At 39.4% G+C, this 19,178-nt stretch carries 16 protein-coding genes and 1 pseudogene; 13 read left to right on the top strand and 4 right to left on the bottom strand.

The window, feature by feature from the left end; genetic code table 11:
• The 6 genes and pseudogenes from rnpM to A2G56_RS05245 all read left to right on the top strand — a co-directional run bounded on the left by rnpM (position 1) and on the right by A2G56_RS05245 (position 5,110).
• Positions 1–297 (top strand): RNase P modulator RnpM, encoded by a 297-nt coding sequence (rnpM, locus tag A2G56_RS05265; protein ID WP_062710035.1) that lies wholly within the window; start codon positions 1–3, stop codon positions 295–297.
• Entirely contained in the window at positions 290–592 is a 303-nt protein-coding gene (locus tag A2G56_RS05260; RefSeq protein ID WP_062710032.1) for a YlxQ-related RNA-binding protein, read from the top strand. Before rnpM ends, A2G56_RS05260 begins: the two co-directional genes overlap by 8 nt.
• A gap of 18 nt (positions 593–610) precedes the next feature.
• Entirely contained in the window at positions 611–3,475 is a 2,865-nt protein-coding gene (gene infB / locus A2G56_RS05255; RefSeq protein ID WP_062710030.1) for a translation initiation factor IF-2, read from the top strand.
• Between the two features lie 309 nt (positions 3,476–3,784).
• A complete protein-coding gene (gene rbfA / locus A2G56_RS05250) occupies positions 3,785–4,138 on the top strand; it encodes a 30S ribosome-binding factor RbfA (protein ID WP_062710027.1) in 354 nt (117 codons plus the stop codon).
• A gap of 131 nt (positions 4,139–4,269) precedes the next feature.
• Positions 4,270–4,569, top strand: a pseudogene (locus A2G56_RS10210) (transposase); the annotation flags it as partial.
• A 112-nt stretch (positions 4,570–4,681) separates the two neighbouring features.
• Entirely contained in the window at positions 4,682–5,110 is a 429-nt protein-coding gene (locus A2G56_RS05245; protein WP_062710024.1) for a CopY/TcrY family copper transport repressor, read from the top strand.
• A gap of 62 nt (positions 5,111–5,172) precedes the next feature.
• On the opposite strand, the gene A2G56_RS05240 is transcribed toward A2G56_RS05245, so the two are convergent.
• Positions 5,173–7,215, bottom strand: coding sequence for a surface-anchored 5'-nucleotidase (locus A2G56_RS05240; protein WP_062712467.1), 2,043 nt, complete (start codon positions 7,213–7,215; stop codon positions 5,173–5,175).
• 269 nt (positions 7,216–7,484) lie between these two features.
• Between A2G56_RS05240 and A2G56_RS05235 the strand changes: the two genes are divergently transcribed.
• Positions 7,485–8,399 carry an aldo/keto reductase gene (locus A2G56_RS05235; RefSeq protein ID WP_062710022.1) on the top strand — a complete coding sequence of 305 codons (915 nt, stop codon included), beginning with the start codon at positions 7,485–7,487 and terminating at the stop codon, positions 8,397–8,399.
• Between the two features lie 505 nt (positions 8,400–8,904).
• Here A2G56_RS05235 and A2G56_RS05230 read toward each other — a convergent pair.
• Positions 8,905–9,867 (bottom strand): asparaginase, encoded by a 963-nt coding sequence (locus A2G56_RS05230; protein WP_062710018.1) that lies wholly within the window; start codon positions 9,865–9,867, stop codon positions 8,905–8,907.
• A gap of 69 nt (positions 9,868–9,936) precedes the next feature.
• On the opposite strand from A2G56_RS05230, the gene A2G56_RS05225 reads away from it, so the two are divergent.
• Positions 9,937–11,322, top strand: a complete 1,386-nt coding sequence (locus tag A2G56_RS05225; RefSeq protein WP_062710015.1) for a Cof-type HAD-IIB family hydrolase — start codon at positions 9,937–9,939, stop codon at positions 11,320–11,322.
• A 183-nt stretch (positions 11,323–11,505) separates the two neighbouring features.
• Here the strand turns inward: A2G56_RS05225 and A2G56_RS05220 are convergent, their stop codons facing one another.
• Positions 11,506–11,958: a universal stress protein gene (locus A2G56_RS05220; protein WP_062710011.1), complete on the bottom strand. Its 453-nt coding sequence runs from the start codon at positions 11,956–11,958 to the stop codon at positions 11,506–11,508.
• Positions 11,959–12,132: 174 nt separating this feature from the next.
• Here A2G56_RS05220 and A2G56_RS05215 point away from each other — a divergent pair, with 174 nt between their 5' ends.
• The 5 genes from A2G56_RS05215 to gatB all read left to right on the top strand — a co-directional run bounded on the left by A2G56_RS05215 (position 12,133) and on the right by gatB (position 18,125).
• Entirely contained in the window at positions 12,133–13,347 is a 1,215-nt protein-coding gene (locus tag A2G56_RS05215; protein ID WP_062710008.1) for a pyridoxal phosphate-dependent aminotransferase, read from the top strand.
• Positions 13,348–13,496: 149 nt separating this feature from the next.
• Complete coding sequence (codY, locus tag A2G56_RS05210; RefSeq protein WP_062710005.1) at positions 13,497–14,282, top strand: GTP-sensing pleiotropic transcriptional regulator CodY; 786 nt, start codon at positions 13,497–13,499, stop codon at positions 14,280–14,282.
• A 635-nt stretch (positions 14,283–14,917) separates the two neighbouring features.
• Positions 14,918–15,220 (top strand): Asp-tRNA(Asn)/Glu-tRNA(Gln) amidotransferase subunit GatC, encoded by a 303-nt coding sequence (gatC, locus tag A2G56_RS05205; RefSeq protein WP_062710002.1) that lies wholly within the window; start codon positions 14,918–14,920, stop codon positions 15,218–15,220.
• Positions 15,220–16,686, top strand: a complete 1,467-nt coding sequence (gatA, locus tag A2G56_RS05200) for an Asp-tRNA(Asn)/Glu-tRNA(Gln) amidotransferase subunit GatA (RefSeq protein WP_062709999.1) — start codon at positions 15,220–15,222, stop codon at positions 16,684–16,686. Before gatC ends, gatA begins: the two co-directional genes overlap by 1 nt.
• Positions 16,686–18,125, top strand: coding sequence for an Asp-tRNA(Asn)/Glu-tRNA(Gln) amidotransferase subunit GatB (gatB, locus tag A2G56_RS05195; protein ID WP_062709995.1), 1,440 nt, complete (start codon positions 16,686–16,688; stop codon positions 18,123–18,125). Before gatA ends, gatB begins: the two co-directional genes overlap by 1 nt.
• A gap of 408 nt (positions 18,126–18,533) precedes the next feature.
• Here gatB and A2G56_RS05190 read toward each other — a convergent pair whose 3' ends face one another.
• Positions 18,534–19,169 carry a bifunctional 2-keto-4-hydroxyglutarate aldolase/2-keto-3-deoxy-6-phosphogluconate aldolase gene (locus tag A2G56_RS05190; RefSeq protein WP_062709990.1) on the bottom strand — a complete coding sequence of 212 codons (636 nt, stop codon included), beginning with the start codon at positions 19,167–19,169 and terminating at the stop codon, positions 18,534–18,536.
• Between the last annotated feature and the right edge of the window lie 9 nt (positions 19,170–19,178).

Here is a 19,178-nt window from a genome sequence, read left to right as displayed (position 1 = left end):
ATGGCTAAAACACGTAAAATACCTTTAAGAAAATCGCTTGTTTCTGGTGAAGCGATTGATAAACGCGATTTACTTCGAATTGTTAAAAACAAAGAGGGTGATATTTTTATCGATCCAACTGGAAAAGCGAACGGTCGCGGAGCTTATATCAAATTAGATAATCAAGAAGCAGAGGAAGCTAAAAAACGACGTGTCTTTGACCGTAGTTTCAAAGTGGCAATTGCTGATGCATTCTATGATGATTTAATTGCTTACGTTGACCACAAGGTGAAAAGAAGAGAGCTCGGTCTTGAATAATCATCAACGATTAGCCAATTTAATCGGCTTAGCACAGAGAGCTGGGAAAATCATATCTGGTGAAGAACTAGTTATTAAAGCGATTCAACATCAGGAAGCACAATTGATTTTCCTAGCTAATGATGCTAGCGATAATTTGACTAAAAAAATCACGGATAAAAGTAAATACTATCAAATAGAAGTCTCCACAGTGTTTAATACACTGGAATTAAGCATGGCAATGGGTAAGCCGAGAAAGGCAGTCGCCATTGTTGATGCTGGATTTTCAAAGAAAATGAGGACTCTTATGGCATAAAGAATAGGAGGACATCACGTGTCAAAAAAACGCTTATATGAAATTGCGAAAGAAGTCGGTGTCGCAAGTAAGGAAGTTGTGGCCAAGGCTCAAGAATTAGGATTGGCAGTTAAAAGTCATGCGTCAAGTGTTGAAGCAAGTGACGCTGAACGCCTTACAGCTGCTTTTAAAGGTAAGGCAGCACTAAAAGCAACTGAGAAGAAAGTGTCAAGCACACCGAAATCTCAGGAAGCTAGCCAGTCGTCGGTAGGTGAAAAGGCAAAAGAAACGGCTTCAAAGGTTGAAGAACCTAATCAAAAGTCTGTAACTGCAAAACCAACTGTTGCAAAATCACGTCCACAAAGTCGTAACTTTAAAGCAGAGCGTGAAGCTAAAGCCAAGGCTGAAGCAGAGCGTCGTGCTAATGGCGGTAATCGAGACAATCGTAATGGGAACAGTCAAAGCCGTCGTGATAATCGATCAAATGATCGCCGACGGGACAATCGTAGCCAACAAGGCCAGCATAATGGTGGTCGTCAGCAAGACAATCGTTCCAATAATAACCGTCGTTTCGAACAGTCAAATCGTAATGATCGCGACCGGGACAATCGCTTCAGTCATAATCGCCAACAAAATCGTCAGCAACAACCTGGACCAAAAATAGATTTCAAAGCACGTGCTGCCGCTCTAAAAGCAGAACAAAATGCTGAGTATTCGCGCCAAAGTGAATCGCGTTTCCGTGAACAAGAGGAAGCGAAGCGTCAGGCTCAAATCGCCCAAGAACAAGCCCGCAAAGCAAAACAAGCTGAGGCTGAAAAAGAACAAAAGGCGAAAGAAACTGCTCGTCTAGCTGCAGATTCTATTCAGCCTAAGGTGGCGGTTACTCCAGCACAAGTAGCTTCTACTCAATCAGACAACCGTCGTAAAAAACAGGGTCGTCTTGATAAATCGCGTGATTATTCAAGTCAGCATGAAGATGGTCCTAAGCAAAGTAAAAATAAGAAAAATCGGACGAATCAAAACCAAGTGAGAAATCAAAGAAATAGTAACTGGAACAAAAATAAACACAATAAAAAAGGTAAAAACAACCGTAATGGTAATAATGCTCCAAAACCAGTAACAGAGCGTAAATTCCATGAATTACCTAAGGAATTCGAATATACTGAAGGAATGACGGTTGCTGAAATTGCAAAACGTATTAAACGTGAGCCTGCTGAAATTGTCAAAAAACTCTTTATGATGGGTGTTATGGCAACACAAAACCAATCACTGGATGGTGATACCATTGAACTTTTGATGGTTGATTATGGTATTGAAGCTCATGCTAAGATTGAAGTGGATGATGCAGACATCGAACGTTTCTTTGCAGATGAAGACTACTTAAACGCTGATGAATTAGTAGAACGTGCACCAGTTGTTACGATCATGGGTCACGTTGACCACGGTAAAACAACTCTTCTCGATACCCTACGTAATTCACGTGTGGCGACTGGAGAAGCTGGTGGTATCACTCAGCATATCGGTGCTTATCAAATTGAAACCAGCGGTAAAAAAATTACCTTCTTGGATACACCAGGACACGCAGCCTTTACTTCTATGCGTGCACGTGGAGCTTCCGTAACTGATGTGACTATCTTAATTGTGGCCGCAGACGATGGTGTTATGCCTCAGACTATTGAGGCGATTAATCACTCGAAAGCTGCAGGTGTTCCAATCATTGTTGCGATTAACAAGATTGATAAACCAGGGGCCAACCCTGAACGGGTTATTGGTGAATTGGCTGAACATGGAGTAATTTCAACAGCTTGGGGTGGTGACTCTGAGTTTGTGGAAATTTCAGCGAAATTCGGTCAAAATATCGATGAATTACTTGAAACAGTTCTCCTTGTCGCAGAAATGGAAGAGTTAAAAGCCGACCCAACTGTTCGTGCCATTGGTACTGTAATCGAAGCTCGTCTTGATAAAGGTAAAGGTGCGGTTGCGACCCTTCTCGTTCAACAAGGGACTCTTAATGTTCAAGACCCAATCGTCGTTGGTAACACCTTCGGTCGTGTTCGTGCGATGGTCAATGATCTTGGTCGTCGTGTTAAAACAGCTGCGCCATCAACACCAGTTTCTATTACTGGTTTGAACGAAACGCCTATGGCTGGCGATCATTTTGCCGTTTACGCTGATGAAAAAGCCGCTCGTGCAGCTGGTGAAGAACGGGCTAAGCGAGCTCTTATGAAACAACGTCAAAACACACAACGTGTTAGTCTCGAAAACCTCTTTGATACTCTTAAAGCGGGAGAGGTTAAGACTGTTAATGTTATTATCAAGGCTGACGTTCAAGGTTCTGTTGAGGCCTTGGCAGCATCACTTCTTAAAATTGAAGTAGAGGGTGTTCGTGTTAATGTGGTTCACTCAGCAGTTGGTGCCATTAACGAATCAGATATCACCCTAGCAGAAGCTTCTAACGCTGTTATCATTGGTTTTAACGTTCGTCCGACACCTCAAGCACGTCAACAGGCTGATACAGATGAAGTTGAAATTCGCCTTCATAGCATTATCTATAAGGTCATCGAGGAAGTTGAAGAAGCGATGAAAGGTAAACTGGATCCTGAATATCAAGAAAAAGTTCTTGGTGAAGCCATTATCCGTGAAACCTTCAAAGTTTCTAAAGTTGGTACTATCGGTGGATTCATGGTCATCAGCGGTAAAATTACACGTGACTCAAGCGCGCGTGTCATCCGTGACGGTGTTGTTATCTTTGATGGTAAATTAGCTAGTTTGAAACACTATAAAGATGATGTTAAAGAAGTTGGAAATGCTCAAGAGGGTGGTCTCATGATTGAAAACTTCAACGATCTTAAAGTTGATGATACCATCGAAGCTTATATCATGGAAGAAATTGCTAGAAAATAAGCTATCTTTGTGAATAGATCATAAAAAAGCTAGGTGAGTAGCCTAGCTTTTCTTGAAAATAGTTGACTCCGAACCATTATAATCTATTAAATGCTCACCGAAAAACAAGACAATCGTTTCTATGTTTGAAACTAATTGTGGTCAGACGTGGTTAATCAGTTTTTGTTTTTCATGAAGGCTTACTAAATAAAATGAAAGGAAGGGCTCTCTTTTAGGAACTATTTCAAAAGCTAGCCGAGGTTGTCACAATTATAGTTTCAGTCTTGTAGCTATCTAGAATAGCTCCTTTGATGGAGTGGGTATCATATTATGGCAAATCATCGTGTCGATCGCGTTGGGATGGAAATCAAACGCGAAGTCAATGAAATCTTGCGTCTCAAGGTTCGTGACCCTCGTGTTCAGGATGTTACTATCACGGATGTTCAAATGTTGGGTGATTTATCAATGGCGAAAGTTTACTATACAATCCACAGTGAACTGGCTTCTGATAATCAAAAAGCTCAAATTGGTTTAGAAAAAGCCACAGGAACTATCAAACGTGAACTAGGTAAAAACTTACACATGTACAAAATTCCTGATTTATCTTTTGAAAAAGATGAGTCGATTGAATACGGCAATAAAATTGACGAATTGTTACGTCATTTAGACCGTAAAGATCATTAGCATTCTGAAAGGTCCATTGGACCTTTTTATTTTGACTTTCAAAAATTGAGAGAGTCACACAGGTCCAAAAAGTATTTGTCTACCTCAGGTGATTTGAAAGAACGATTTTAAGGATTGGGTTTTATAGTAAAATGACTTATAAAGATACTATGACTAGTGATCTTTTCGAAGCTTAGTTCCAAAAATTCTTACTCCTCGTTTTGGAGACGCCATTAGTTATCATTATGGACAATGAAACGTTTCATAGAATGAGCAGATTAAAGGTCTTGTCTAAAGAGCAGGGGCATAGAGTTTTACCCCTTCCTTCGTACTCACCTGAGTACACTCCCATCGAGAAAACGTGGGCTTACATTAAAAAACACCTCAGAAAAGTATTGTCAAATAGCCATACTTTTATTGAGACATTTTTGTCCTGTTCTTGTTTCAGTTGATTATACCATCAAGGTGCTTGGTTCACGGTATTAAATGACTTAGTGTCTGGAATTTGACACTAAAAAATAGATAAGGTAAAATTTATTTACAATTGTCAACAAGGAGATTATCATGTCACAGATTTCAAATGCTGAATGGGAGGTTATGAAGGTTGTTTGGGCATCTAAGGAAGCCACGAGTGCTTTTATTATTGATGTTTTGCAACAGAATCATGATTGGTCGGATTCAACTATAAAGACAATGATAACCCGGTTGGTTGAAAAAGAGTTGTTAGCTAGTCGTCGTGAGGGCCGTCGTTTTTGGTACAGAGCCTTGATTTCCCAAGAGATGGGTCAATGGACTAGTGTCTCAGATACCTTTGCTAAAATTTGTGTTACGAATCATAAGTTGCTAATTGAAAAGTTATTACTGGATACACCGATGACTTCGCGAGATATCGCAGATCTTGAGAAATTGCTGGACGCTAAAAAATCTGAAGCGGTAGATAAGGTTGTTTGTCAATGCCTTCCCGGCCAATGTTCTTGCCATCGTGATGAATAAGAGAAAAATACTCCTCCTTAAATCATTAAGGAGGAGTATTTTGATGGGACTAAATCAATAGTCTAATTATTTTTGCGTTTAACAACTAGTCCAGCCATTCCCAAAATGCTGATTCCAGCTAGGATAAAGCTTGCAGAAGTATTTTCGCCAGTTTCTGGAAGACTGACTTCTTTACTTTCATAATGATTTTCTGATTTGGCTGCGGCTTTTTTATTCCCAAGTGTTAAGACGATTGCTTTGTTTTGGATACTATGGGAAGCTGGTGATTGGTTAATCATTTTTCCATTACCAGGTAAGTCAGTTGTTTGAGTTGTTGAAGTAGAAGGGTTGTTTGGAGTATTAGGTCCTGTTGTTGTGTCGTTTGAATCAACCGCATCATCAGGAACTTCAGCTAAGTAGGTTTTAACATTTCCGATACCTGTTGTAATTTTCTCACCTTTAGCTTCTTGCTGTTGAATGTATCTGATAAAGGTTTCGGTATCAGGATTGATAGCTCCAATTAATTTTGCATTTCGGAAGCTTGCAAAGCCGTCACCACCACCAAAGAGGAAGTCATTGATCACTAAGGTGTAAGTTTTCTTTGGATCAATCTCTTCACCATTAGATTTATAGGCTTTAACCACTTTATATGGTGTTTCTTCCCCACCTTCAGGGTTATCAGTAAAGGTGTATTTAAGACCAGACATTTGAAGGAAATATTTTTGTTTTTCGTCGTATTGTTCATTAAGAACTTTGTAAATGTCTTCACCAGTCATTTGGACAATTTGAAGGATATTACCGAAAGGTTGCACGGCTTGTGCTGCTCCCCAGGTAATGGTTCCATCTTCAGCAACTAGTAGGTCTGAACGGATACCACCGTTATTAGTCATCGCAAAGTCTACTGGAGTTTCCGACTCTTGATTAGCAATGGCTAGTTGAGCAGTTGTGACAAGGTTTCCAACGGGACTTTCTTTGAATTCATTGACATCACGACTAATCAATTCTGAAGTAGCAGCGGTACCGATTTTAGCATCGGTTACTTGTTTTACGATAGCATTGGCTTCGTCAACGATAGCCTGGATATCTTCACTACCAGTTTTGACACCAGGAGCAACCGCAATGACTTCAGCATTTGGGACAGCGACAAAATCTTGTGTATCAGTGTCAAGGACACCACGTACATCAGCGTAGGCCTTACCTTGTGATAAAGCTTGAACGATGCGAGTATTGCCAACAACGCCGTTTGTATACTGGTGATTGTGGCCTGCAAATAGGATGTCAACACTGTGTTCTGGGAAAATCTCAGAAACACGTTTCATAATATCTGCTGCTTCATCCTCAACAGCTTCTCCTTTATTGACAGCTGGGATGTGGGCAAGAACAACAATAGCTTTTACCCCTTTTTTCTGCAATTCTAGAGCATAAGCAGCTATGGTTTCAGCTTCATCTAAGAATTCATACTGTTCATAATTTTGGCGTAATACTAGGTTAGGGATTTCTTTCGTCACAATACCGATGAAACCAACTTTAACAATTTTGTCATTGATTGGCACTTCTCGGATAGCATATGGCTTCCAGTTATGTGGAATCTCGCCGGTTGTTTTGTCAATAACATTGGCAATGACAGTTTCCTGTGTTGCGCGAACATGTTCGTAATCATAGACAATATCATTAAAGCCGGCATCAGCAGAAGGTGCTTTACCTGTTGTGATGCGATGAAACTCATCTAAACCTTCATCAAATTCGTGATTACCGATTGTTCCATAGTCAAATCCCATTTTATTGAAGGCTTTAATGGTTGGTTCGTCTTGAAGTAATCCAGAATTGGCAGGACTAGCCCCTACCATATCACCAGCTTGGACACGAAGTGATGTAGAATCGGGGTTTTCAGCAGTAAATTCTTTTTCAGCATCATCCATATAAGCGTCTAATTGAGCCGCTGTACCAGCATTAGAAACTTTGCCATCAGGCATGTAGGCAGATCCGGTTGTATCTAGAGCCCCATGGAAATCATTGACTCCTAAAATTTGAATCGCTCCTTGATCGGCATAAACGCTACCGGCCATAAGCCCAAAGCCAGCTACAACAGCCAAAATACTACTCTTTAAAGCAACTTTCTTTTTCATCATAACCTAACTCCTTAATTAGTGAAAATGTTAAAAATGTGTCCATAGTTAGTTTACTATGTCAATTGTAAAAATTCAAGATGGTTTTTAAAGAAAAAGCGAATTTTTTAAAAAAAAAGCAAAAAATCAAACGCATTTGAATCGCTTTCAAATTCTGTTTGGCCTTTTTGAAACGATTAAAGTTGATTTTTCTTATTTTTCCTAATGAAAATCTATCTAAAAAATGCTATACTTTTCTTAAAATAAAATAGTCTTTTAAAGGAGTAGCTATGTTACAAGATATTGGACAAACAGGTGTAAAGGGATCACGTATTGCCTTAGGTGCTATGCGTATGAACGCTCTTGATGTCAAGGAAGCTGAAAAAGTTATGTCAGCTTCGTTGGAGAGTGGTATCAACTTTTTTGATCATGCGGATATTTATGGCGGTGGAGAATCTGAAATTCGTTTTAGTAACGCTATGAAAAATCTTAATGTTAAACGTGAAGATGTGATATTACAATCAAAATGTGGTATTCGCAAAGGCTTCTTTGATTTTTCAAAAGATCATATCCTAACAGCCGTTGATGGTATTTTGAAACGTTTAGAGACAGAATATCTTGATTTTCTAGTGCTCCATCGACCAGATGCTTTGTGGGAACCTGAAGAAGTGGCGGAAGCCTTTACGCAATTGAAAATGGCTGGAAAAGTCCGTTATTTTGGTGTTAGCAATCAAAATCGTAGCCAAATGGAATTCTTACAATCCTATTTAGATGAACCCTTGGCTGTCAATCAGTTGCAATTATCACCAGTCCATGCTCCGATGATTTCATCAGGTCTTGAAGTTAATATGACAACGCCAGGTGCAAACGACCGAGATGGGGGCATTATTGACTATTGCCGTTTGAATAAGGTGACTATTCAGGCCTGGTCTCCTTTCCAGATTGATCTCTCAAAAGGCCTATTCTCAGGAAATCCTGATTATAAAGAATTAAACGATACTATAACAGCCTTGGCAGATAAGTACGATGTCTCTGATGAAGCGATTATTGTGGCCTGGATTTTACGTCATCCTGCTAAGATTCAGACCATTGTTGGTTCGATGAATCCTGATCGTATCAAACGTATCGCAGAAGCTGAGAAGATTGAATTGACACGTCCTGAGTGGTATGACATTTATACTAAAGCAGGTCATATTTTGCCTTAAAGGGATTGATGAAAAACCACGAGAATCCTCAAAAGTCCTCTTTTTGGATTGTCTTATGTTTTTAGTTAGTTTTATTCTCAGTTCTTCGTTTAATAGTAACTAGCCTCTTTTAGTTTCCGTTTTCAGTAGGTCTCAAGGTCTTTGCGCTTATCGTGACATGATGGTAGAAAATACTTCTATTGGTTGTATTTTTATCCTGCCTATTGTCTCTTATGGTCTAATATAATTTAGAGTTGGTGATTTTAGTGGATCAGTCTTGCAGTGGCTAATCATTTCTATTAACGGACGTTTGAAAATTTTCTATGAAAAAAATCGACTGTTAAAAGAGCCTGGGCAAAAATGTTAAAATAGAGAAAAAAGCATAGAATGGCGTTTTTAAAAACGTCATTCTATGCTTTTTAGATTGCTTGTCTTGCAAAAAGAAGGGTTGAGATTGGCGTTTTTGCTCAGTCTCTGTTATTGTGTAACGGGTCGATGCCTTTAGCTTGTCAAAAGGTATTGCTTGTTACCCTTCGATGTATTCTTTCAATGCCTGTCCTTTTAGCTGGGCATTGAGAGCAATGAGCAGTTTAAGGCGGGCTTTTTGGCTATTAAGTTCTTTGACAAACATGATGCCATTGTTAGCCAGATCCACGCCACCACCTCGATAAGCATAGACAGGCTCAGCGATACCATTGAAACACCGAGATACTAGGACGACAGGTAAACCTTCTTTAGCTAATGTTGTTAGCGACTCGGCGGCTTCGGGAGGTAGGTTGCCGGCACCAAGCGCTTCAATGACGATACCATCAATATGACTGGCTCTCAGCAAACTAAGAATACCATCTCCCATACCTGCATAGGATTTGATAATAGGGATTGTCCCATCAATGGCATCTAAATCAAAACGCACGCGTGTTTCAGCAATTTGAAAAAAGAGAATTTCATTTTTCATAATAATGCCCAAGGGTCCATGAGTGGGAGTTTGGAAGGTGGAAACATTGGTTGTGTGAGTCTTGGTAACATACTTAGCGGCATGAATGTCATCATTCATAACCACAAGGACTCCCTTTCCAACTGATTTTGGATTTCCTGCAACTCGAAGGGCAGAAAGGTAATTGTAAATACCATCACTCCCAAGCTCGTTGGATGAGCGCATAGCACCCGTAATAACAATTGGGATGTTGGGAAGATTCATGGTATCAAGAAAATAGGCTGTTTCTTCTAGAGTATCAGTACCATGGGTAATGACAACGCCGTCGAATTGATCACCGATTTCTTTAATTTTGCGATAAAGTTCAAACATGTGTTTTTCAGTGATGTGAGGACTAGGAACGTTAAAAATATCGATAGTTGTGATGTTATAATCATCAAGTTCAACAGCAACGTGGTTCATTGGATTATCTGCAGATGAGTTGATATTTCCCATTTCATCAGCAGTCATGGAAATAGTGCCCCCAGTGTGGAGAACGAGTATATTTTTTACCATTAAAAAAGACTTCTTTCAAAATTATGTTATAATTTATTTTAACATAATTCAGAAAATGGGAGAGTCAAGTTGGCAATCAAGGCAGTTTTTTTTGATATTGATGGCACCCTATTAAATGACAGTAAGCGCGTTGAAAAAGCAACTGTCTTAGCCATTAAAAGTTTAAAAGAGCAAGGGATTCTTGTCGGTGTGGCAACTGGACGAGGCCCTGGTTTTGTGCAACCTTTTATGGATAACTTAGGCCTTGATTTTGCGGTAACCTATAATGGTCAATATATTTTTACGCGAGATAAAATTCTTTACCAAAATCAGTTGCCAAAATCGCTCATTTATCGTGTTATCCGCTATGCTGGGGATAAAAAACGTGAAATTTCTTTAGGAACAGCTTCTGGTTTAGTGGGCTCGGGATTAATTGAAATGGGGACCAGTACCTTTGGACAAATTGTCAGTCGATTGGTGCCTAAAAAATTAACGAAGACTGTCGAAAACAGTTTCAAAAAAATTATTCGTCGCATTAAACCTCAAAACATTGACTATCTTAAGACCATAATGAGAGAGCCAGTTTTTCAGATTGTATTGGTTGCAACGCAAGGGGAAAGTCAAAAGCTGCGCGATAAGTTCCCTCAGATTACAATCACGCGTTCCAGTCCTTACTCCATTGATTTAATCTCTGAGGGACAATCTAAAATTAAAGGCATTGAGAAAATCGGCGACATTTTTGATTTTGACCTAGATGAGGTCATGGCATTCGGCGATTCAGAGAATGACATGGAGATGCTCACAGGAGTTGGTATTGGCGTTGCTATGGGGAATGGTCAGGATAAGCTTAAGTCCATCGCTAACTACACGACAGATAGTAATAACCGAGACGGGATTTCAAAAGCTCTGGCACACCATGGCTTAATTCATTTGGATCCTGAAGAAGGATTTAAAAGTCGTGATGACAATTTCAATAAAGCTAAGGATTTTCATCTCCTCATGGATGGTTCGGTTAACCATACCCCTCGTCTCTATAATATTAATGAGGGTGGCAATCGTGCTAACTTCAAGGTAGAAGAGATTGTTGAATTTCTCTATGCGGCTAGCCAAGGGGATCATCATGATTTTACCCAAGCTATTTTGAATCTTCATGCAGATGTGGACAAGGCGGCTCAAAAAGTACAGAGTAAACCCCATCCGGAAACACCGTTAGTGGGAGAAGTGGATGCATTGACAGATCTTCTTTATTTCACTTATGGATCCTTTGTCTTAATGGGGGTTGATCCAAAACCATTCTTTGACATTGTTCACGAGGCGAATATGGGTAAAATATTCCCAGATGGTAAAGCTCACTATGATTCTCGCACCCATAAAATTCTGAAACCAGATGGTTGGGAGAAAAAGTTTGCACCAGAACCAGCTATTAAAAAAGAATTAGATCGTCAAATCCAAAAATCATTACAGCGAACACAATAAAAACTTCTAGGCTGGAGTCTAGAAGTCTCGGTTGAAGAAAAGGCTATTTTCTTCAATTTTTTTATTTAGGAAAGAAAACTCTCAGAAAGAGTATTGCATTATCCTTTCCGAAAGTTTATTCTATTGAGAATCAAGTTTTAGCTTATAGGTTTAAGTTCCCTACCGAATGGGGTGTCATGAGCATTACAAGACTTTGTCTTTGTCGCGAACCACTAGGATATCTATCTTAGCGTTGCGAAGGATGTATTCAGATGATGACCCAACCAAAAGACGCTCGAAGGCATTGAGACCAGTAGCACCAAGCATAATCAAGTCAGCCTCTTCTTTATCAGGAATATCAATAGCTAGTAGTGATTTCGGATTGCCGAATTCAACAATCTGACGGACATCTTGGATTCCAGCGGCTCTAGCCTTGTTTTCCAATTCGGTGAGTGATTCGTGTGCTTCACGTTCTAATTTTTCATAAACGGTGGCGTCAAATGTAGCAACACTTTGAAGAGCTCGTGTATCAATAACATGGGTCAACAATAGTGCAGCCTCATTTCGTTTGGCAACGTTAACAGCTTTCTCAAAGGCAAGTTCAGCTTCTGCAGAGCCGTCGATTGCGACTAGGATTTTTTTGTATTGATGAGACATATAAGTGACCTCCTTATTTCTATGTCTCTATTATAACTTATTTATCTAAAAAATGAAAGCGTTTCAAATTCATTTTCTGAAAAGACTATCTTATCAAAACGTCACTTGAAGACAAATGAAAAAGCGTGTTATTTTCTAAAAATTACGCTATAATAGCAAAACGTGAGGTACACAATGAAGACTTTTGAAAAATCATCTAAATTAGAACATGTTGCTTATGATATTAGAGGTCCTGTCCTTGATGAAGCCAATCGAATGCGAGCAAACGGTGAAAAAATTCTTCGCTTAAATACGGGGAATCCTGCAGAATTTGGCTTTACAGCACCAGATGAAGTGATTAGAGATTTGATCATGAACGCGCGTGATAGCGAAGGATATTCTGATAGCAAAGGCATTTTTTCAGCCCGCAAAGCTATTATGCAGTATTGTCAAATCAAGCAGTTTCCAAATGTTGATATTGATGATATTTATATCGGCAATGGAGTATCAGAATTGATTACCATGTCCATGCAGGGGTTGCTTGATGATGGTGATGAAATCTTAGTCCCTATGCCAGATTATCCACTGTGGACAGCAGCTGTCAGTCTAGCTGGTGGCAAGGCAGTGCATTATATTTGTGATGAGGCAGCCAATTGGTATCCTGATTTAGATGATATGGAAGCTAAAGTTTCTAAACAAACGAAAGCTATCGTCATCATTAATCCTAATAATCCCACGGGCGCTTTATATCCTAAAGCAATATTGGAAGGAATTGTGGATATAGCACGCCGTCATAACTTGCTTATTTTTTCCGATGAAATTTATGACCGCATGGTCTTTGATGGCGCAAAACATATCCCGATTGCAACGTTGGCTCCTGATTTGTTTGTCGTAACGATGAATGGCTTATCAAAATCACATCGCATTTGTGGTTTTCGTGTTGGTTGGATGGTTCTTTCAGGATGTAAAGATCATGTGAAAGGTTATATTGAAGGCCTAGATATGCTTTCAAATATGCGCCTTTGCTCCAATGTTTTAGCTCAGCAAGTAGTCCAAACCTCTTTAGGTGGTTATCAATCAGTAGATGAACTTTTGATGCCTGGTGGACGACTTTACGAACAAAGAGAATTTGTAACCAAGGCGATCAATGATATCCCAGGTTTATCTGCTGTTAAACCGCAAGCTGGACTCTATCTTTTTCCTAAAATTGACAAAACGGTCTACAATGTTCCAGATGATGAACAATTTGTATTGGACTTTTTGAAACAAGAAAAAATTATGCTGGTCCATGGTCGAGGCTTTAACTGGAAAGATCCAGATCATTTTCGCATTGTCTATTTACCGAGAGTTGAAGAATTAGCCGAAATTCAAGCAAAAATGGAGCGCTTTCTGAGACAATACCGCCGTTAACATTGGTAAAATGGTAATGAGATATTAAAAAAATGATAATTGCGTATTTTTTTCGTTATTGTAAGTAATTTTCAGATAATTACTTGCTTTTTTTGTCTGCAATTGTTATAATGACTCGTAATATATTTTTCAGTATAGAAAGGGTCATCATGCCTAATTTATTATCACAAACGCGTAAAATTACGTCTATTCTCCAACGTTCGGTTGACAGCCTCGACGGAGATCTACCTTATAACTTAATGGCGACTCAACTTGGAGACATCATTGACTGTAATGTGTGTATCATCAACGGAGGGGGCACTATCCTTGGTTTTGCCCTTAAATACAAAACTAATAATGACCGCGTTGAGGCCATGTTCGAAGAGAAAAAGTTAATCGATGAGTACGTCAAAGCTGCTAGTCGTGTTTACGATACAGAAGCTAACTTACCTGTAACTCATGATCTTAGTATTTTCCCAGTAGAGCTTCAAGAGGAGTTTCCAGATGGCTTGACCACCTTAGCCCCTATTTACGGCGGTGGCATGCGTCTTGGAACATTGATTATTTGGCGCAATGACAAGGATTTTAAAGATGAAGACTTGATTCTTGCAGAAATTGCCTCAACAGTTGTGGGTATCCAGTTGTTGAATCTTCAAACTGAGAATCTCGAAGAAACTATTCGTAAACAAACGGCTGTTACTATGGCTATCAATACTCTGTCTTACTCAGAGATGAAAGCTGTAGCAGCTATTCTCGGTGAACTAGACGGTACAGAAGGGCGTTTGACAGCATCAGTGATTGCGGACCGGATTGGCATCACGCGTTCAGTTATTGTTAATGCCCTTCGCAAACTTGAGAGTGCTGGTATTATTGAAAGTCGTTCACTTGGTATGAAAGGAACTTACCTTAAAGTTATCAATGAAGGTATCTTCGATAAAATTAAGGAATACAATTAACCCTAAAAGCCCTCATTTCAATGGTTAAGACGAGCGACTTTACGGCTGATACTGTAACTAACAGCAGAGAAATGTGCTCAAGAAAGTGAGTCGTTGTTTGCTAATGATCGTCATAAGAAAGAACACTTTTCATCTGGACATCTGGCTTTTTCCACCTTCTAAACTTGTAGGAGCTCCCGGTCGAAACCTAATGGAGCGCTCGCTTACTTCTAGAAATCAATAAAAGAAGAGGTTAGTGTTTTTTGCACGGATACTGCTAACATCCAGCTGTTGCTGGAAGGGATTTTGACAGTTGTGTTGTGACTATCGTGTTCATATTGTAGTATTGGTGCTGTTTTGCTAGCTATTTGTGTCTTTCTTAGAGAATTTGTTGCTGCTTATAAGCCTGCTTTTCAAATTGAAATATCTAAAGTCATCAGCTGCGCGTTTGTCGTCATAGCGAAACCAATGGACCTTGTAGCATAAGAGCTAGAATAACGGATTAAACTAATCACCCTGTCTATTGTGGATGGGGTGTTTTCTTGTTTTTAGGAGATAGGACTATCTTCATTTTTGTGGTATAATTTAACGGATAGACTGGATGTGGCTCTTATTTTTGATTAAAAATAATCTACAAAACGATAGAGGAGAAAGCAATGAAAATTTCTGAAGAAGAAGTACGTCATGTTGCCAAATTGTCTAAACTGAGTTTTACAGAGCAAGAAACCAGGGAATTTGCTCAAAGTTTGACAAAAATTGTTGATATGGTTGAATTGTTAAATGAAGTTGATACAGAAGGTGTGCCAGTGACAACTACAATGGCAGATCGTAAAAATGTTATGCGTGAAGATATCGCAAAAGCTGGTCAGCCAAGAGAAGAGCTTTTTAAAAATGTTCCTGAAGAAAAAGACTATTTTATCAAAGTACCGGCCATCTTTGAAGAAGGAGGAGATGCTTAATGACTTTTACTCATAAGACCATTGAAGAGTTGCACAACCTCCTTGTTAAAAAGGAAATTTCAGCGACAGAATTAACTAAGGCGACTTTAGAAGACATCAAATCTCGCGAAGAGCTTATGGGATCATTTGTAACTATCGCAGAAGAAGAGGCTTTGAAACAGGCTCAAGCTATTGATGCTAAAGGGATTGATGCTGAAAATATCATGAGTGGTATCCCGCTCGCGGTTAAAGACAATATCTCTACTAAAGGGATTTTGACAACAGCTTCATCAAGGATGCTATATAACTACGAACCCATCTTTGATGCAACAGCCGTTGCTAATGCTTATGACAAAGATATGATTGTCATTGGTAAAGCAAATATGGATGAATTTGCCATGGGTGGCTCAACTGAAACATCTTACTTCAAGCAAACTAAGAATGCTTGGGACCATACAAAAGTTCCTGGAGGGTCATCTGGTGGCTCAGCTGCAGCTGTTGCATCTGGGCAGGTACGTTTGTCACTTGGTTCTGATACCGGAGGTTCCATTCGCCAGCCAGCTGCTTTCAATGGTGTGGTTGGAATGAAACCGACTTATGGTATGGTATCGCGTTTTGGATTGATTGCTTTTGGTAGCTCGCTTGACCAAATTGGTCCATTTGCACCGACAGTTAAAGAGAATGCTCAATTGTTGAATGTCATTTCAAGCTATGATCCTAAGGATGCGACATCAACTAAAAAACAAGTAGCTGATTTTACCAGCAAGATTGGTCAAGAGATTAAAGGCATGAAAATCGCACTTCCGAAGGAATACCTTGGCGAAGGGATTGATCCTGAAATTAAGGACAATGTCCTAGCAGCAGCTAAGCAGTTTGAAAAACTTGGTGCTATCGTAGAAGAAGTCAGTCTTCCCCATAGTAAATATGGTGTGGCTGTTTATTACATTATCGCGTCTTCAGAAGCATCGTCAAACTTGCAACGTTTTGATGGCATTCGTTATGGCTTCCGTGCTGAAGATGCCAAAAATCTTGATGACATTTATGTCAACACACGTAGTCAAGGGTTTGGCGATGAAGTAAAACGTCGAATCATGCTTGGTACTTTCAGCTTATCATCGGGTTATTACGACGCTTACTACAAAAAAGCTGGTCAAGTTCGTACCTTAATTATTCGCGATTTTGAAAATGTCTTTGCAAATTACGACTTAATTTTAGGCCCAACGACACCTAGTGTAGCTTTTGGTTTTGGTGATAAATCCAAAGATCCGGTTTCCATGTATTTGGCTGACCTCTTGACTATTCCAGTTAACTTAGCCGGTCTTCCAGGGATTTCAATTCCATCAGGATTTGTGGATGGCTTGCCAGTTGGCTTGCAGTTGATTGGCCCTAAATACAGTGAAGAAACGATTTATCAAGCAGCTGCAGCTTTTGAAGCAACAACGGATTATCACAAACAGCAACCTAAGATTTTTGGAGGTGAAAATTAATGAATTTTGAAACAATCATTGGACTTGAAGTCCACGTTGAATTAAACACGAATTCTAAAATCTTTTCACCATCATCAGCGCATTTTGGACAAGAAGCCAATAGCAACACCAATATCATTGATTGGTCTTTCCCAGGTGTTCTGCCTGTTATCAATAAAGGGGTTATTGATGCGGGGATTAAAGCTTCCTTAGCTTTAAACATGGCTATTCATCAAGAAATGCATTTTGACCGTAAAAATTATTTCTATCCTGATAATCCAAAAGCTTATCAAATTTCCCAATTTGATGAGCCGATTGGTTACAATGGTTGGATTGATGTTGAGTTAGAAGATGGCTCAACCAAGAAAATCCGTATTGAGCGGGCTCACCTTGAAGAAGATGCCGGTAAAAACACTCATGGAACAGATGGTTACTCTTATGTTGACCTAAACCGTCAGGGTGTCCCTTTGATTGAGATTGTTTCAGAAGCGGATATGCGTTCCCCTGAAGAGGCTTATGCTTATTTGACGGCCTTGAAAGAAGTTATTCAGTATACTGGTATTTCAGATGTCAAGATGGAAGAGGGGTCAATGCGTGTTGATGCCAATATCTCTCTTCGTCCTTACGGTCAAGAAGCTTTTGGTACCAAGACAGAGTTGAAAAATCTTAACTCATTCAACTATGTTCGTAAAGGTTTACAACATGAGATTGAACGTCAAACTAAACTATTGCGCTCTGGTGGGCAAATTCAACAAGAAACCCGTCGTTATGATGAATCGACTGGTGAAACGATTCTTATGCGTGTTAAAGAAGGAGCTGCGGACTATCGTTACTTTCCAGAACCTGACCTACCACTTTACGAAATTGATGATGCTTGGATTGAAGAGATTCGCACAGAGTTGCCAGAATTTCCAAAAGAACGTCGTGCTAAATACACATCAGAATATGGTCTTACAGCCTATGATGCTAGTCAGTTGACAGCGACTAAAGCAACGTCAGATTTCTTTGAATCAGCGGTAGCTCAGGGCGGCGATGCTAAACAAATTTCTAACTGGCTTCAAGGTGAGGTGGCGCAATTCCTCAATGCTGAGAACAAAACATTACCAGAAATTGGTTTGACACCTGAAAATCTTCTTGAAATGTTAGGCTTGATTGAAGATGGTACGATTTCATCTAAAATAGCTAAGAAAGTATTTGTTCACTTGGCTAAAAATGGTGGTTCAGCACGCGAATACGTTGAAAAAGCAGGACTGGTTCAGATTTCCGATCCAGAAGTATTGATTCCAATTATTCACCAAGTTTTTGCTGATAATGAAGCGGCCGTTGCCGATTTCAAATCAGGGAAACGTAATGCTGACAAGGCTTTCACAGGCTTCCTTATGAAAGCAACGAAAGGACAAGCTAACCCACAAGTAGCACTTAAACTGTTAGCACAAGAATTGCAGAAATTATTGGATTAGTATTGCTAAACAGTTTTATAGCAATGGACTAGGTGATCTGAAGATCTAGTCTTTGTCCTTAGCCCATAGGCGTTTTAGCTAACTATGAAAGAGATTTGGCTAAGGAACAGCAGAAATTTTTAGTGTTTACTGAGTTCAATACCACTCTTTCTCAACTAAAAAATGAAAATGAGCCTGAGACAAAACCATTTCTCAGATAATAAAAAAAGAGATTCACGTTTTGGGTGAGTCTCTTTTTTAGCTTAATATACTCTTTTATGGGGTGCGTACGGATTACTATACTCTACTTATAGTTTCTAGTGAATGTTCGTTTGTTACTGTTTACTATAAGGAAGTGTCGTGATCCGGTTCTTTCTTCTGTTATAAATTAATGCATACAGTTGTATGTGGCCGTCAAGCTGACTTATTCTAAGTCTTAGCTAGTTGTATAAATTCTGTAGCTATTTTTGTAATGTCACTAAACTGTTGTTTTTCTGCTAGTTGATTAAATTCGCCTCCGATACCAATAATAGAAGCTCCGCTATTAAACCAATCTTGGGCATTGGTCAAACTGACTCCTCCTGTCACCATAAGGCGAACCTGTGGCAAAGGGCCTTTGATTGATTTAAGAAAACTTGTTCCTAAACTACCGCCTGGAAAAATTTTGACAATTTCACACCCAGCTTCAAGGGCGGTCGTAATTTCAGTTAAAGTCATACAACCAGGGAGATAAGGAACGGTGTAGCGATTACAAAGATTGGCTGTATCTGCATTGAAAGAGGGGGATACAACAAATTTAGCTCCAGCTAAAATAGCTAATCGGGCAGTTTCTGCATCTAGGACGGTTCCAGCTCCGATGATAATCTGTTGCTCTGTTTGGTATAGGTCATTCAATGCTTTTATGACTTGGCTAGCTTCAGAGTTAGTATAAGCCACCTCAATAGCAGTAATGCCACCTTCTATGCACGCTTTAGCAGCTTGGATAGCTTGCTCTTTGGTGTTTCCTCTTATAACGACAACAACTTTTTGTTGCTCAAGTTTTAATAGTATTTCAGATTTTATCATAAAATTCTT

This window comes from Streptococcus halotolerans, from assembly GCF_001598035.1.
In the GTDB taxonomy this organism is placed as follows: domain Bacteria; phylum Bacillota; class Bacilli; order Lactobacillales; family Streptococcaceae; genus Streptococcus; species Streptococcus halotolerans.
Note: the sequence above shows the minus strand (reverse complement) of the source record. Positions and strands in the feature narration are given on the sequence as shown.

What these genes read in the sequence shown, in the direction of transcription:
- rbfA (WP_062710027.1), top strand. Translation starts at nt 3,785, where the DNA reads ATGGCAAATCATCGTGTCGATCGCGTTGGGATGGAAATCAAACGCGAA.
- A2G56_RS05215 (WP_062710008.1), top strand. Translation starts at nt 12,133, where the DNA reads ATGAAGACTTTTGAAAAATCATCTAAATTAGAACATGTTGCTTATGAT.
- A2G56_RS05220 (WP_062710011.1), bottom strand. Translation starts at nt 11,958, where the DNA reads ATGTCTCATCAATACAAAAAAATCCTAGTCGCAATCGACGGCTCTGCA.
- gatB (WP_062709995.1), top strand. Translation starts at nt 16,686, where the DNA reads ATGAATTTTGAAACAATCATTGGACTTGAAGTCCACGTTGAATTAAAC.
- rnpM (WP_062710035.1), top strand. Translation starts at nt 1, where the DNA reads ATGGCTAAAACACGTAAAATACCTTTAAGAAAATCGCTTGTTTCTGGT.
- codY (WP_062710005.1), top strand. Translation starts at nt 13,497, where the DNA reads ATGCCTAATTTATTATCACAAACGCGTAAAATTACGTCTATTCTCCAA.
- A2G56_RS05235 (WP_062710022.1), top strand. Translation starts at nt 7,485, where the DNA reads ATGTTACAAGATATTGGACAAACAGGTGTAAAGGGATCACGTATTGCC.
- A2G56_RS05240 (WP_062712467.1), bottom strand. Translation starts at nt 7,215, where the DNA reads ATGAAAAAGAAAGTTGCTTTAAAGAGTAGTATTTTGGCTGTTGTAGCT.
- gatC (WP_062710002.1), top strand. Translation starts at nt 14,918, where the DNA reads ATGAAAATTTCTGAAGAAGAAGTACGTCATGTTGCCAAATTGTCTAAA.
- A2G56_RS05190 (WP_062709990.1), bottom strand. Translation starts at nt 19,169, where the DNA reads ATGATAAAATCTGAAATACTATTAAAACTTGAGCAACAAAAAGTTGTT.
- gatA (WP_062709999.1), top strand. Translation starts at nt 15,220, where the DNA reads ATGACTTTTACTCATAAGACCATTGAAGAGTTGCACAACCTCCTTGTT.
- A2G56_RS05230 (WP_062710018.1), bottom strand. Translation starts at nt 9,867, where the DNA reads ATGGTAAAAAATATACTCGTTCTCCACACTGGGGGCACTATTTCCATG.
- A2G56_RS05245 (WP_062710024.1), top strand. Translation starts at nt 4,682, where the DNA reads ATGTCACAGATTTCAAATGCTGAATGGGAGGTTATGAAGGTTGTTTGG.